The sequence below is a fragment of the Pseudomonas ulcerans genome, assembly GCF_036324125.1.
GTDB classification, from domain to species: Bacteria; Pseudomonadota; Gammaproteobacteria; order Pseudomonadales; family Pseudomonadaceae; genus Aquipseudomonas; species Aquipseudomonas ulcerans.
The window spans coordinates 26,377-41,056 of the sequence record NZ_JAZDQN010000014.1 but is presented as its reverse complement, the minus strand read 5'-3'; the positions used below and the strand labels follow the sequence as shown (position 1 = coordinate 41,056).

At 65.8% G+C, this 14,680-nt stretch carries 12 protein-coding genes; 4 read left to right on the top strand and 8 right to left on the bottom strand.

Going from position 1 to position 14,680, the window contains the following annotated elements; translation table 11 throughout:
* Positions 1 to 230: 230 nt before the first annotated feature.
* On the top strand, positions 231 to 1,802 hold the full coding sequence (locus tag V0R59_RS14875) for a TerC family protein (RefSeq protein ID WP_330075612.1): 1,572 nt from the start codon (positions 231 to 233) through the stop codon (positions 1,800 to 1,802).
* On the opposite strand, the gene rarD is transcribed toward V0R59_RS14875, so the two are convergent.
* A complete protein-coding gene (rarD, locus tag V0R59_RS14870) occupies positions 1,765 to 2,652 on the bottom strand; it encodes an EamA family transporter RarD (RefSeq protein ID WP_330075613.1) in 888 nt (295 codons plus the stop codon). The two genes, V0R59_RS14875 and rarD, sit on opposite strands and share 38 nt — an antisense overlap.
* 43 nt (positions 2,653 to 2,695) lie before the next feature.
* Positions 2,696 to 4,276 (bottom strand): EAL domain-containing protein, encoded by a 1,581-nt coding sequence (locus V0R59_RS14865; protein WP_330075614.1) that lies wholly within the window; start codon positions 4,274 to 4,276, stop codon positions 2,696 to 2,698.
* Positions 4,277 to 4,651: 375 nt separating this feature from the next.
* Here V0R59_RS14865 and hppD point away from each other — a divergent pair, with 375 nt between their 5' ends.
* Positions 4,652 to 5,728 carry a 4-hydroxyphenylpyruvate dioxygenase gene (hppD, locus tag V0R59_RS14860; RefSeq protein ID WP_330075615.1) on the top strand — a complete coding sequence of 359 codons (1,077 nt, stop codon included), beginning with the start codon at positions 4,652 to 4,654 and terminating at the stop codon, positions 5,726 to 5,728.
* Between the two features lie 54 nt (positions 5,729 to 5,782).
* Here the strand turns inward: hppD and V0R59_RS14855 are convergent, their stop codons facing one another.
* Complete coding sequence (locus tag V0R59_RS14855; RefSeq protein WP_330075616.1) at positions 5,783 to 6,583, bottom strand: CSS-motif domain-containing protein; 801 nt, start codon at positions 6,581 to 6,583, stop codon at positions 5,783 to 5,785.
* Positions 6,584 to 6,709: 126 nt separating this feature from the next.
* Complete coding sequence (locus V0R59_RS14850) at positions 6,710 to 7,423, bottom strand: type 1 glutamine amidotransferase domain-containing protein (protein ID WP_330075617.1); 714 nt, start codon at positions 7,421 to 7,423, stop codon at positions 6,710 to 6,712.
* Between the two features lie 133 nt (positions 7,424 to 7,556).
* On the opposite strand from V0R59_RS14850, the gene V0R59_RS14845 reads away from it, so the two are divergent.
* On the top strand, positions 7,557 to 8,024 hold the full coding sequence (locus V0R59_RS14845) for a nucleoside deaminase (protein ID WP_330075618.1): 468 nt from the start codon (positions 7,557 to 7,559) through the stop codon (positions 8,022 to 8,024).
* Between the two features lie 21 nt (positions 8,025 to 8,045).
* Positions 8,046 to 10,115: an ATP-binding protein gene (locus tag V0R59_RS14840; RefSeq protein ID WP_330075619.1), complete on the top strand. Its 2,070-nt coding sequence runs from the start codon at positions 8,046 to 8,048 to the stop codon at positions 10,113 to 10,115.
* On the opposite strand, the gene V0R59_RS14835 is transcribed toward V0R59_RS14840, so the two are convergent.
* The 4 genes from V0R59_RS14835 to V0R59_RS14820 are packed head-to-tail and all read right to left on the bottom strand — an operon-like array spanning position 10,064 to position 14,638.
* Complete coding sequence (locus tag V0R59_RS14835) at positions 10,064 to 11,032, bottom strand: lysylphosphatidylglycerol synthase domain-containing protein (RefSeq protein ID WP_330075620.1); 969 nt, start codon at positions 11,030 to 11,032, stop codon at positions 10,064 to 10,066. The genes V0R59_RS14840 and V0R59_RS14835 overlap by 52 nt on opposite strands.
* Entirely contained in the window at positions 11,029 to 12,243 is a 1,215-nt protein-coding gene (gene clsB, locus V0R59_RS14830) for a cardiolipin synthase ClsB (RefSeq protein ID WP_330075621.1), read from the bottom strand. Before clsB ends, V0R59_RS14835 begins: the two co-directional genes overlap by 4 nt.
* Positions 12,240 to 13,010, bottom strand: a complete 771-nt coding sequence (locus tag V0R59_RS14825) for an endonuclease/exonuclease/phosphatase family protein (RefSeq protein WP_330075622.1) — start codon at positions 13,008 to 13,010, stop codon at positions 12,240 to 12,242. The genes clsB and V0R59_RS14825 overlap by 4 nt, the downstream gene beginning before the upstream one ends.
* Entirely contained in the window at positions 13,007 to 14,638 is a 1,632-nt protein-coding gene (locus V0R59_RS14820) for an ATP-binding protein (RefSeq protein ID WP_330075623.1), read from the bottom strand. Before V0R59_RS14820 ends, V0R59_RS14825 begins: the two co-directional genes overlap by 4 nt.
* Between the last annotated feature and the right edge of the window lie 42 nt (positions 14,639 to 14,680).

Sequence of the window (14,680 nt, the reverse complement as noted above, 5' to 3'; positions counted from 1 at the left end):
AATCGCGGGTGAACCCGCTCCTACAGGGGGCGCGTCGCTCTGGAGGGCTTTGCTACAGATTGAAATACTTTCCTTCTGTAGTAAAACGCCGCTACAACTGTAGGATCAACGTCCCTTTTGTGATCTCAGGTTGATATGACTTCCTTCTCCTCGGAGCCCCCCAGTACCAGGCCTTCATGGCCTGTCTCGTTTTCCCGTCCCCGTGACGTCTCCTGCATGAGTGCCCATCCATGGAATGGCTAGCCGATCCCACCGCGTGGCTGGGACTGGCCACGCTGATTGTCCTGGAACTGGTCCTGGGCATCGACAACCTCGTCTTCATCGCCATCCTCGCCGACAAGCTGCCGCCTCATCAGCGCGACCGCGCGCGGGTGATCGGGCTGTCGCTGGCGCTGATCATGCGTCTCGGCCTGCTGGCCTCGATCTCGTGGATGGTGACCCTGACCGCGCCGCTGTTCGAAATCTTCGGCAAGTCGTTCTCCGGGCGTGACCTGATCATGCTGTTCGGTGGCGTGTTCCTGCTGTTCAAGGCCACCATGGAACTGCACGAACGCCTGGAGGGTCATGTGGTCCAGGCCGGCGGCCCGGTGCGTCATTCGGCGTTCTGGCCCATCGTCATGCAGATCGTGGTGCTCGACGCGGTGTTCTCCCTCGACGCGGTGATCACCGCCGTGGGCATGGTGGAAGAGCTGTCGATCATGATGATCGCGGTGATCTTCTCCATCGGCATCATGATCGTCGCCAGCAAGCCGCTGACCCGCTTCGTCAACGCCCACCCGACGGTGATCATGCTGTGCCTGGGCTTCCTGATGATGATCGGCTTCAGCCTCACCGCCGAAGGCCTGGGCTTCCATATTCCGAAGGGCTACCTGTATGCGGCCATCGGTTTCTCCCTGCTGATCGAGGCGTTCAACCAGCTGGCCCGACACCGGCGCAAGCGCAGCCTGCAGCAACACCGCCCGCTGCGCGAGCGCACTGCCCACGCCGTGCTGCGCCTGCTCGGCGGACGCCGGGTGGAAGCCGACGAGGTGGGCGAGGAAATCGCCGACCTGGTGGGCGAGGGCAGCGAGGAAGTGCTGTTCGACCGTCGTGAGCGGGTGATGATCAGCGGCGTGCTGAACCTCGCCGAACGGCCGATCAGGACGGTGATGACGGTGCGTGCCGAGGTCGACGCCATCGACCTGGCACAGTCGCCGGAGGCGATCCGCGAGGCGCTGGTGAATTCCTCGTACTCGCGACTGCCGCTGATTCGCGACGGCCGCATCGAGGAACCGCTGGGCTACGTGCACAAGAAGGAACTGCTCAAGGAACTGCTGGCCGGCGCCGAGCCGGACCTGGAGCAACTGATGCGGGCGCCGTTGAACCTGTTGGAAAGCTTCAGCATCCTCAACGCCCTGGAGCAGATGCGCAGCGAATCGACCCACATCGCCTTCGTGGTCAACGAGTTCGGTGACTTCACCGGCGTGCTGACCATGACGGACATCCTTGAGTCGATCGCCGGCGAGCTGCCTGACGCCAGTGAAGTCGAAGGCCCGGGCATCGTCGTCGAACAGGACGGCTACCTGGTCAGCGGTGCGCTCAACCTGCGTCAGGTCCAGGCCCAGACCGGCTTCGCCGCCAGGCCCACCGACGATTACCAGACCCTTGCGGGGCTGGTGATGAGCCTGCTGGATCGCCTGCCGATGGTAGGCGACCAGTTGAGCTGGGAAGGCTGGTCGATGACCGTGGTCGCGGTGGAGGAACGCCGCGTGCGTCAGGTCCGGCTCAAACAGCCGGTCGACGCTGACGCAGCAGGTGCGTGACGCCTTCGATGACCAGCACCAGGACCGCCAGCCAGATCGGCAGGTAGGTCAGCCACTGGTCCCGGGCGATGCTCTCGCCCAGGACCAGTGCCACCATCACCAGCAGCACCGGTTCCACATAGCTCAGCAGGCCGAACAGGCTGAACGCCAGCAGCCGGCTCGCCAGCAGGTAACTGATCAACGCCAGTGCACTGATCGCCCCCAGCAGCGGAATCAGCCCATAGAGCTGCGGGTGGCTGGCCAGGTCATTGGCGTTCAGCGGTCCGCTGACCACGAAATACAGGGCTGCCGGCGACATCAGCAGCATGTCGGTCCACAGGCCGCCCAGATGGTCGGTGCGCAGGTGCTTGCGCAGGACGAAATACACCGGATAGCCACCTGCGACCACCAGCACTTCCCAGGCGAAGCTGCCGTGCTGGTACAGCTCGTGGCCGACACCGGTTGCCGCCAGGGCAACGGCGACCTTCTGCAGGCGTGACAGGCGTTCGCCATAGACCAGGCGACCGGTCAGGACCATGGTCAGCGGCAGCAGGAAATAACCCAGCGACACTTCCAGGCTGCGTCCTTGCAGCGGTGCCCAGAGAAACAGCCACAACTGCACGCCCACCAGCGCGGAGGTCGCGCACAGGCCGAGGAACAGCGCGGGCGTTTGCCGCACCCGCTGCAGCAGCCCGGTCACCAGCGACCAGTCGCGGGTAACGATCATGAACAGCGTGGCGCAAGGCAGGGTCAGGAGCATGCGCCAGCCGAAGATTTCCTCGCCATCGAGCGGGGCGAGGAGGGAGGTGTAGTAGTACATCACGGCGAAAAGGCAGGACGCCATCACCGATAAAGCAATGCCTCTGGACAAGGGGGCCTCGAACAACAGTAAAGCGGGGGGAAGGTTTGCCCGCTCATGATCTCAGGGGCACCGTCGGTTGGGCAACCTCGACGGCCCGCGGCTGTTCGGCCAGGGCTTTGACGAAGTCGCCCAGGGGCATGGGCCGACCGAACAGGTAGCCTTGCTGGTAGTCGACGCCGAAGCCGGCCAGGTAGTCGCGTTGCTCGGCGGTTTCCACCCCTTCGGCGACCATGCCCAGGCCGAGCTTGGCGGACAGTTCGATGATGCTGTCGAGAATGTGCAGCGACAGGGCATCGACGCCGATCATGGCGACGAAGCTCTGGTCGATCTTCAGGTAGTCCACCTTGAACTGGCGCAGGTAGCTCAGGCTCGACTGGCCGGTGCCGAAGTCGTCGATGGCCAGCAGCACGCCCATCTCGCGCAGGCGCTCGAACAGGCTGTCGGTGGTGGCGCTGGGGATGATCGGGGTGCGCTCGGTGAGTTCCAGGGTGAGCTTGAGGCGGCCTGGCGGGAAGGCGTCGAGCAGGGCCTGGCAGTCGTCGCACAGGCTCAGGTCCTGGCAGTGCGCCGCGGTGATGTTGATGCCGAGGTGGAAGCCATCCTCGAACATGTCGGCATAGGGCGCCAGGTCGCTGGCCAGTTTCTCCATCAGGCGCCGGGTCATGGGTACGATCTGCCCGCTGTGCTCGGCGAAGGGGATGAACAGGTCGGGCCGTACCAGGCCTTCCCGGGGGTGATGCCAGCGCATCAGCACCTCGGCCCCGGACCAGCGGTAGTCGCCATGGCGTACCACCGGCTGGAAGTACGGCACGAATTCATCGGCTTCCAGCGCACGCTGCAATTCGGCCCGTGGCGAAGAGACGCGGCGCAGTTGCCAGTGGCAGGCGGCGCCGGCGGTGGCACCGAGAAACAGCAGGAGACCGAACAGGGCCGGGTATTCGTCGCGCATCAGGCGCCAGGCCTGGCCCGCAGCGAAGCCGCTGTGCACGGAGAAGGCATACTGGCTCGACTGCAGGACCTGGCCGGCGACGGCATAGCCGGGGACCGGTGCGTCGCTGACCTTGCCCTGTCGGTCGAGCCAGTGCGGACCGACCTGCAGGCGCAGGTCGATGTCCGGGGCGACCAGGCGCAGGGCGCTGACCAGATGGGTGCCGTCGACCGTGGCGATGGCGCCCCTGTCGCCGTCACTGGCCCGGTACACCAGCAGCGGATGGCCGGGGGTGACCGAGTTGCCGTCCATCAGCCACAGGCTGCCATCGGTGTAGTCGGCGGGGTCGACCTGTTCGCTGAAGTCGCCGAACAGCGAGCTGCAATACAGCTGGTTGGCATGGGTCAGGTTGGTGGAGCGCACGAACGGGCGACGGGTCACCTGTTCGCGCAGGGCCAGGGTAACCTCGGCACAGGGTTTGTCGGCCAAGGGAAGGAGGGCCCTGGCGGCGCCGGCTATATTGTCCAGGACCTGGTCGAGGTGGACGACGGCCTGGCGGGCGCTGTTCAGGGCGCGCGCATCGAGCTCGCGCTGGGCCTGCCAGTGCATGATCGCCAGGCCGCCAAGCACCGGCAGGGCACCCACCAGCCAGGGCAGCACGCGGCGCAGGACGCGGCGGCGGTTTCGGGTTTTCTGCAGGGGCATGCCGGGTCCGTCCGTGAAGGTTTCCGCACAGCATAGCGGGTGCCAATAGCTTTCTTCCGGCTGCTGATCGGGAACCGGGACCGCTGCGCGGTCCTTCGCAGGCAAGCCAGCTCCTACAATTCGATGTGACACGCGACAAATCGATTTACGCTCTGTAGAATCGTTTTACGCATACAACAATAAGGTTCCCCAAGCCGTGGGGAGTCAAGCCCGCCGAAAATGGGTCCTCTATGAAGTGTCATGGATTCAAACTGATTCTTGGTGACTACCTTGCCCGCAGTACCCGGGGCATTTCCTGCGCGCCACCACGTTCACTCGCATCGACCGCCTGGTAACGAACGTTATTGCACCGTTTTGATGATGAGGAATACGAACATGGCAGATCTCTTCGACAACCCGATGGGCCTGATGGGCTTTGAATTCATCGAGTTCGCTTCGCCAACCCCCGGCACCCTGGAACCGATCTTCCAGATCATGGGCTTCACCAAGGTCGCGACCCACCGTTCCAAGGACGTCCACCTGTATCGCCAGGGCGGGATCAACCTGATCCTGAACAACGAGCCGAAAAGCGTCGCGTCCTACTTCGCTGCCGAGCACGGCCCGTCCGTCTGCGGCATGGCCTTCCGCGTGCGCAACGCCCATGAAGCCTATGCCCGCGCCCTCGAACTGGGCGCCCAGCCGGTGGAAATCGAGACCGGTCCGATGGAACTGCGCCTGCCGGCGATCAAGGGCATCGGCGGTGCGCCGCTGTACCTGATCGACCGTTTCGAAGAAGGCAGCTCGATCTACGACATCGACTTCAACTGGATCGAAGGCGTCGACCGCAACCCCGCCGGCGCCGGCCTCAAGATCATCGACCACCTGACCCACAACGTCTATCGCGGGCGCATGGCCTACTGGGCCGGCTTCTACGAGAAACTGTTCAACTTCCGCGAGATCCGCTACTTCGACATCAAGGGCGAGTACACCGGCCTGACCTCCAAGGCCATGACCGCGCCGGACGGCATGATCCGCATCCCGCTGAACGAGGAATCGTCCAAGGGCGCCGGGCAGATCGAAGAGTTCCTGATGCAGTTCAACGGCGAGGGCATCCAGCACGTGGCCTTCCTCACCGACGACCTGCTCAAGAGCTGGGACGCGCTGAAGAGCATGGGCATGCGCTTCATGACCGCGCCGCCGGAAACCTACTACGAGATGCTCGAAGGCCGCCTGCCGGGTCACGGCGAGCCGACGGCCGAGCTGCAGTCCCGCGGCATCCTGCTGGACGGTTCGTCCAACCCGGACGACAAGCGCCTGCTGTTGCAGATCTTCTCGGAAACCCTGATGGGCCCGGTGTTCTTCGAATTCATCCAGCGCAAAGGCGACGATGGCTTCGGCGAGGGCAACTTCAAGGCCCTGTTCGAATCGATCGAGCGTGACCAGGTTCGCCGCGGCGTATTGGCCACCGAGTGATCGGTTGCCGCACTCCAGCATGAAGAAAGCCAGCGAATGCTGGCTTTTTTCGTTTCAGGCCGTCCGCCCGACGGCTCGCCGCCGCCGATGCATGGCCCAATAGCTCGCGGCCGCCGTCAGGATACCCACCAGCAAAAGCGACGGTACGACCACCTGGCTGTTGTCGAGCAGTTGCCGCGCGGCGTGCCCCGGGGGATAGGTGACATGCAGGCTGTAGCCATACAGGGGCGAGACCTGGCTGACGTAGGCATGTGCATCGAGAAGCACGGCGCTGTCCTGCACGTCACCAGTGGCACCGATCAGCGTGGGACCGAACTGCAGGCGAACATTGTCGGCGGCGCGGGTGCCCTGCAGGACGCGCTGCAGCACCTTGCCGTCCGCCACTGCCAGGACGCCATAGGGATACTCCTGCAGGCGGTAATAGAGGATTGCCGAGTCCGGGGTGTTGTCGTTGCCCGGCTCCAGGCGCAAGCGGTGGTTGAAATAGTCGCCGGGCATCACCAGCAGGCCGGACTCGCCGCGCAGGGTGCTGCAATAGGCGCGGTTCTCGCGCACAAGGGTCAGGGAGCGCAGTTCCGGATTGGCCACCACCTCGCTGTACAGCGCGGGCAGGGCCTTGCCGCAGTCATATTCGGCGAGGTTGATCACCTTGTTGCTGGCTCGGTGCAGCTCGTCGATCACCTCGTCGACACCCTGCCGGGCTTCGCGCAGCGCCGCCGAGGCGGATTCGTCGAGCTGCCTGTTCACCTGCCAGGTCATCACCAGCAGGCCGAAGGCGACGGGCGCCACACCGATCAGCAACAAGGTCAGCAGGGTGAGCAGTGCGTGGCTGGAGCGAGAAGTACGAGGGGGCATGTTTCACCTATGAGGGGAGGCAGGGCCCGGCCGAAGGAGGCCGGACCGAAGCCGGTCAGCATAAGTGAGGGCAATACCCGCTTCCTGTACGAGCGGCTGACATGGCGTGTCGGATTCTTCGTTTCGTCATGCCGCCGGTCCCTTGCGCCCGGCGTTCAGCGCCTCCACCACCAGGCGGCCCACCTCAGCGCCAGAGGCCGGATTCTGCCCGGTGATCAGGCGGCCTTCCTTCTGGTCGGCCAGGGCAAAGGCTTGCCACGGGTCCTCGGCCTTGCGATAGAGACCACCACGGGCGGCAAGCTCGGTCTCGGTCAGGAACGGAACGACCTTGTCCAGCTCCGCCAGTTGTTCCTCGATATTGGAAAAGCCGGTCACTTCGCGGTCGCGCAGCAGCAGCGAGTTGTCGCTGAGCTTGATGTTCAGCAGGCCCACCGCACCGTGGCAGACTGACGCCACCACGCCACCGTTTTCCCAGATCTGCCGGGCGATGTCCTGCAGGTCGTGGTTGTCCGGAAAGTCCCAGAGCACGCCGTGGCCGCCGGCGTAGTAGATCGCCTGGTAGTCCCGTGCGCGGACCTGGCCGGGGGCCAGGGTGGCGCCCAGGCGATTCATGAAGGTCTTGTCGTTGTACCACTGCCAGTCGATATCCTGCGCCATGCTCAGGCTGTGCGGATCGATGGGCACGTAGCCACCGGCCGGGCTGAGGTAATCGACGCGGTAACCGGCCTGTTGCACAACGTCGGCGAAATGTACCGCTTCCCCCAGCCACAACCCGGTGGCGCGCTTGAGGGTGGGGTATCTGGCCGTGTTGGTCAGCACCACGAGAACTTGCTTGCTCATTGCGGCGATCCTCTGGAAGAGGGGCAAGGTGGATATTTTGAACCTGTACAGCATAGACCCCAGGGAAAACGCCGCACGGTACATGGCTATGTGCTAGCTTTCTGGAATGATTCCCGTCTTCAAGGAGACCGACATGGTCGATGCAACGCAGCAGTCGCAGTTCATGCAGGCCGCCATCGACGAGGCCCGCCAGGGCCTGGAGGAAGGGGGCATTCCCATCGGTTCGGTGATCGTCCATGCCGGGCGGGTCATCGGCCGCGGCCATAACCGCCGGGTGCAGCAGGGCAGCGTGGTCCTGCACGGCGAAATGGATGCCTTCGAGAATGCCGGCCGTCAGGACGCGCGGATCTACGCCGAGGCCACCCTCTACACCACCCTGTCGCCTTGTGCCATGTGCAGCGGGGCGATCCTGCTGTACGGCATCCGCGAGGTGGTGGTTGGGGAAAACCAGACGTTCATGGGCGAGGAAGCCCTGTTGCGTGAGCGCGGCGTGCGCGTCACGGTGCTGCAGGATGCGCAGTGCATCGAATTGATGAGCCGCTTCATTCGCGAGCGGCCCGCGCTCTGGAACGAAGACATAGGACAGGAGTCCGACTGCTGACAGCAGTCAAGGAAGCGTGCGATGCACATCATTCACGTGGCACCCCGGCCGGTCCAGCAAGGCGGCATGAGCGAAGCGGTTCGCCAGCACGACTGGGGCAAGACCTCGCTCGGGCCGTTGCACCGCTGGCCCAACTCCCTGCGCATCGCCGTGGACCTGATGCTCGCCTCGCGGTTTCCCGGCTGCCTGGTCTGGGGCAGCGACATGCCGATGCTGTACAACGATGCCTTCGTGCCGATCCTCGGCACCAAGCCCGCGCCGCTTGGGCGGCCGTTCCACGAGGTGTGGAGCGATGTCTGGGCTGAACTGGGCGCGCTGGTGTTCCGGGTCATGGAAGGCGAGGCGGTGTTCCTCGAAGATTTCCCGCTGGTGACCAGCCGCAGCGGCGTACTCGAACAGGTGTACTTCACCTTCTCCTTCAGCCCGGTACGCGACGAAAACGCCAAGGTCGCCGGTTTCCTCGCGACCGTGCTGGAAACCACCAGCAGCGTCGAATCCGAGCGGCAATGGCGCGAGCTGGCCTGCTCCTTCGAGCGCCAGGTGCAGGAACGCACGGCCGACCATCATCACCTGTGGGAGCAGTCCAGCGACCTGATGGTGGTGGTCCAGGACGATCTCAAGCTGCGGACCTGCAATCCGGCCAGCCGGCAGTTGCTGGGCTGGGACGAAGGCCTGCACGGCCAGTCGTTGCTGGCGGTGCTGCACCCGGACGACGGCGCCGAGGTCCGGCGTGTCCTCGACGGCACCCAGGCCAGCGGCGAGGGCCGCTTGCGCCATGCCGACGGGCATTACCGGCGCTTCACCCTGAGCGCCATGCCGGGCACCGACTTCGTCACCCTGCTGGGCCATGACATCACCCTTGACCATGAGCGCGGCGAGACCCTGCGCCAGGCCGCGGAGTTGTTGCGCCATGGACAGAAGATGGATGCCGTGGGCCAGTTGACCGGCGGCATTGCCCACGACTTCAACAACCTTCTGGCGGAAATCGGTGCCAGCCTGGAAATGCTCGAACGCCGCTTGGCCCAAGGCCGCACCGAGCAACTGGACAAATACCTGCACGCCGCGCGCCAGGCCTCGACTCGCGCCGCCGACCTGACCCAGCGCATGCTTGCCTTCGCCAGGCGCCAGCCTCTGTCGCCACGGCCGGCCGACCTCAACGAACTGCTGATCGGCATCGAGCCGCTGATTCACCAGGCCATCGGGCCGGATATCGAGCTGCAACTGCAGGTCGACCCGCGGCCCTGGTTGGTGCAGGTGGACATCAGCCAGATGGAAAACGCGCTGATCAACCTCTGTTCCAATGCCCGCGACGCCATGCAGCGTCGCGGCCGCCTGAAGATCAGCACCTGCAATGAACGCCACTACAGCGAGCTGCCCGGCATCGACCTGCCGCCCGGCGACTACTGTTGCCTGCGGGTGGAGGACACCGGCCAGGGCATGTCGCGGGCGGTGGTCGAGCGCGCCTTCGATCCGTTCTTCACCACCAAGGCATCCCACCAGGGCAGTGGCCTGGGCCTGTCCATGGTGTATGGCTTCGTGCGCCAGTCCGGCGGCAGCATTCGCCTGCTGTCCGAGGAAGGCCGGGGTACCTGCGTCGAGTTGTTGTTGCCGCGTTTCATCGGCCCGGCACTACCCCAGCCGCAGCCGCCGGAGGTGGTGGTGGCTGCGCCGATGCAACTGCGCAATGAGCGGGTGCTGCTGATCGACGATGAACCGATGCTGCGCATGCTGATGCGCGAGGCCTTGCAGGACCAGGGCCTGGAGGTGCTGGAGGCGGTGGACGCGCAGAGTGGCCTGGCCTTGTACGACAGTGCAGGGCCCATCGACCTGGTGGTCTCCGATATCGGCCTGGGCGGCGGAGTAAGCGGCATCGAGGTGGCCCGGACGTTGCGCCGCCGTGCGCCGGAGCAACGCATCCTGTTCATCACCGGCTTCACCGAGGAGTCCATCAACGCCAGCGGTGCCCTCGAACCGGGCCTGGAACTGATCACCAAGCCGTTCGGGCTCGACGTGTTGGTGAACAAGGTCACCGCGATGCTTCAGCCACCGGCCTTGCCGCCGACTGCCGAAGGGGCCGCGCCGCCGCGCTGACGAGCGGCAACGCGCTCCAGCAACAGGTAGACCACGCAGGCCAGCAGCAGCGGCAAGAGGAAGTACACCGCGCGGTAGCCGATCAGCGCCGCCAGCAGCGTGCCCTGGCTGTACTGCCCCTGCAGCAGGGTGATGAACACGCTTTCCAGCACGCCCAGCCCTGCCGGGATATGGGTGATGACCCCGGCAATGCTGCTCACCAGCAGGATCGCCAGGATGGTCGGATAGCCCGCCTTGTCCGGTAGCAGGGTGAACACCACCAGGCCCATCAGGCACCAGTTGCCGGCGCCCATCAGCGCTTGCAGGGCGGCCAGGCGCCAGCCGGGCAGGGTGATGGCGTGTCCGCGCACCTGCCATTCGCGGCGGCTGGCGAAGCGACAGGCCAGCAGGTAGGTGACGGCCACGACGAGCATGCCGGCGCCTATGAGTCGCAGCCCCGTGGTGCCGATTTCCAGGCCCGCCGGCAGCTTGGGAAAGCCCAGGGCGAACAGGCTGCCGGCCACCAGCAGATAGCCCAGCCAGTTGGTGACCAGGCCGAAGCCGAGGAGTCGTGTGATGGTCGCTGTCTCCAGCCCCAGCCGCGAATACAGGCGGTAGCGCAGGGCAACCCCGCCTACCCAGGCGCTCAGGTTGAGGTTGAACGCATAGCAGACGAAAGCCAGCGGCAGTACCTGCCGTGCCGGCAGGTGGTGTCCGGTGTAGCGCCGGCCGAGCAGGTCGTAGCTGCTGAACAGGGCGAAGCTGCAGGCGGCAATCGCCAGTGCCGTCAGCAGCACCCCCGGACGGTAGGAGGACAGCGCATGCCAGACCTCACCCCAGTCCTGGTTGCGCAGGAGCATGAACAGCAGCACCGGGACCAGGATGAAGAACAGCACCGTCAGCGCCTGGCGCGCGCGTTTCCACAGCGGGTGCTTCATGACAGGCGCTCCTGGATCACGTCCGCGTCGCGGTACAAGGGTTTCAAGCGCGGCTTGTGCGCCGGCAGGGTGCCGAACAGGCGCGGGAAATAGCGGGTGAAGTGGAAGGTCAGGAAGATCAGCGGCGCCCGCCACCAATAGCCGCGCAGGATGCGTTGCAGGGTCACTGTCTTGCAGCGCTGTTTCCGTAGCTCGTCCAGGTGTTCGTAGAGGCGCTGGTTGAAGGCCGCGTCACGGATCACCAGGTTGGCCTCCAGGTTCAGCGACAGGCTGAGCGGGTCGAGGTTGCTGGAGCCCACGGTGGTCCATTCCCGGTCCACCAGCGCCACCTTGCCGTGCAGCGGCCGCTCGCAGTATTCGTGGATCTGCACGCCGTCGCGCAGCAGGTAGTTGTAGAGCAGCCGCGAGCACAGGCGCACCCAGGGCATGTCCGGCATGCCCTGCAGGATCAGGGTCACCTCGACGCCGCGCCGCGCGGCATTGCGCAGGGCGCGCAGCAGGCGGTAGCCGGGGAAGAAATAGGCGTTGGCGATGACGATGCGTTCGTGGGCGCTGACGATGGCCCGCAGGTACTGCTGCTCGATATCCGTGGGGTGCTCGTTGTTGTCGCGGATGAACAGGCGCATCCGCGCCTGGTCGCTGTCGGGGTCGAGCACCGGCGCGCGGCGCCACCAGGCGCGGCTGCGCCGGCCAACCTGGGCATGGCTGTCGAGCAGCGTCAGGGTGGCCCGGCGCAGGTCGTCGACGATCGGCCCGCGCACCTGCACGGCATAGTCCTGCTTGGCCTGCGGGCCGAAGTCGCCGAGGTGGTCGGCGCAATAGTTGATCCCGCCGATGAAACCGATGACCCCATCGATCACCAGGATCTTGCGGTGCAGGCGGCGGAACAGGTTGGTGCGCACGCCCAGGCGCATCGGGCTGGGGTCGAAGGCCTGCAACTGTACGCCAGCCTCGAACAGGGCCTGCAGGTAGGCGTGGCTGAGCTCGGCAGTGCCGTAACCGTCCACCAGCACCTGCACGCGCACGCCGCGGCGGGCCGCCTCGATCAGCGCCTTCTGCAGCTCCAGGCCGACCTTGTCCTCGTAGATGATGAAGGTTTCCAGCAGTACTTCTTCCCGGGCCTGGCGGATGGCCTCGAACGCCGGCGGGTAGTAGCCCTCGCCGTTGATCAGCAGTTGCACTTCGTTTTCCGCGCGCCATTCGGTGTTCATAACAGGACCTCGACACAGAGTGGCAGGTGGTCGGACAGATGCGACCAGGGTTTGCGCGCCATCACCCGTGGCTCGCGGGCCCGGGCGTTGCGCAGGTAGATGCGGTCCAGGCGCAACAGCGGCCAGCGTGCCGGAAAGCTGCGGGCGGGCGCGCCATGGGCCTGGCTGAACACCTCGAACAGCCCGCGGCTGGCGAGCAGGGCATCGGCGCGCTGGCGCCAGTCGTTGAAGTCGCCGGCGATCACCACGGGCGCCTCTTCCGGCAGGCCGTCGAGCAGTTGGCAGAGCAGGGCCAGTTGCTGCCGACGCTGGCGCTCGTCCAGGCCCAGGTGCACGCACACCGTGTGCACCTGGCGCTCGCCGGGAAGGGCCAGCACCGCGTGCAGCAGGCCGCGCTGCTCGCTGCCATGGACGCTGACATCCAGGTTGCGGTGCTCCAGGATCGGGAATTTCGACAGCAGCGCATTGCCGTGCTCGCCCTCCGGGTACACCGCATTGCGGCCATAGGCGAACACCGGCCACAGGCTGTCGGCGAGGAACTCGTACTGCGGCAGCGGCGACCAGCCGGGATAGCGTTCGGCATGCCGGCTGTGGCTGCCCAGCACCTCCTGGAGAAACACCAGGTCGGCGTGATGACTGCGCACGGCCTCACGCAGTTCCGGTAGCACGTAGCGCCGGTTCAGTGGGCTGAAACCCTTGTGCACGTTGACCGTCAGCACCCGCAGCGCGGTCACGGTCGCCACTTCGCTCAACTCGATCTGGCTCATGCCGGGCCCTCGCCCGCCAGCATCCGCGCCACGCGCTCCTTCAACTGCTCGAAGCTGAACGGCTTGTTCAGTACCTGCATGCCCGGGTCGAGGTGGCCGAGTTGTGCCGACGCCTGTTCCGCATAGCCGGTGATGAACAGCACCCGCAGGCCGCTGCGTCGCTTGCGTGCGATGTCCGCCAGCTGGCGGCCGCTCATGCCCGGCAGGCCGACATTGCAGATCAGCAGGTCGTAGGGTCGCTCGCTGCGCAGCAGAGCCAGGGCGGTGGCCGCGTCGGCGACATCCTGGCAGCGGTAGCCTTGTTCGACGAGGTTGTCGCGTACCAGCTGGCGCACCGTGGCGTTGGACTCGACGACAAGGATGCGGCTGGCATTGGCATCGCGGGACGGGCTGGCGGATGCCACCGGACTGCTCGCGTCCTCCGGATGGTGCCGGGGCAGCAGCAGTTCCACCTCGGTGCCCTGGCCAACCCGGCTGTACAGGCTGACATGGCCATGGGACTGGCGGCTGAAGCCGTACACCATCGACAGGCCCAGGCCGGTGCCCTGGCCGATCGGCTTGGTGGTGAAGAAGGGGTCGAAGGCGCGGTCGACGATGTTCTGTGGCATGCCGCAACCGTTGTCGCTGACGCTGATGCGTACGAAATCGCTGCCATTCAAGGGATGGGCCTCGGGCAGGGGGCGCTGCAGGTGGCGGTTGCTCACCTCGATGCGCACCTCACCGCCCTCGGGCAGGGCATCGCGGGCATTGACCAGCAGGTTGTCGAGGGCTTCCTGCAATTGCCGGGCATCGGCCTGCGCCGGCCATAGCTGCTCGTCGATGCGCAATTGCAGGCGGATGCCGGGACCGAGCAGGTCTCCCACGCGCTTGCGCTCCAGCAGGGCCGCCAGTTGCACCGGGCGGCCGTCGAGCGACTGGCGGCTGGAGAAGGCCAGCAGCCGATGGGTGATGCTGGCGGCGCGTTGTACGGCGTTGAGGCCCATGTCCACCAGCCGTGGGATGTCCTCGAAGCGTTGCTGGCCGACGCGCTGGCGGATCAGCTCCAGGCTGCCGCCGATGCCGGTGAGCAGGTTGTTGAAGTCGTGGGCGACGCCGCCGGCGAGCTGGCCGATGGCTTCCATCTTCTCGTCATGGCGCAGGCGCTGTTCGTCTTCGCGCAGGTGACGCACCCGTTCCTCGGTCTGCTGTTGCAGGCTGGCCAGCTCCAGGCCTTGCTGGCAGCTGTAGTACTGGCGGCGGCGGGCGCGCAGCGACGAGTGGGTCAGGTCGAGCAGGTCTTGCTCGGGAAAGGGGCAGGGCAGGATGAACAGGTTGCCCAGGGCCAGGCATAGCTCCGGGCTGCTGCTGATGGAGTGCTCGCCATCGCCGAGGATCACCACCGGCAGGTCCGACCACTGCGGCTGGCTGCCCAGGTAGCTCTTGAGCAGGGAGTCCTCGAAGCCGCCGAGGCAGGTATGGGCGATGATCGCAAGGCCGGCGCCGTTGTCCAGCGCGTCGGCCAGTTCCGCCAGGTTTTCGGTGGCGAGGGCGCTGACCCCGGCCTGGTCCAGCAGGCTCAGGGCGACGCCACTGATCGGCGGGGGGGCCAGGATCAGTGCGCGTTCGCTGTTGGCAGACGAGTGGTTCACGGTCGATCTCCTTTGACAGTGCCACACCCGCGGGCAATGGCC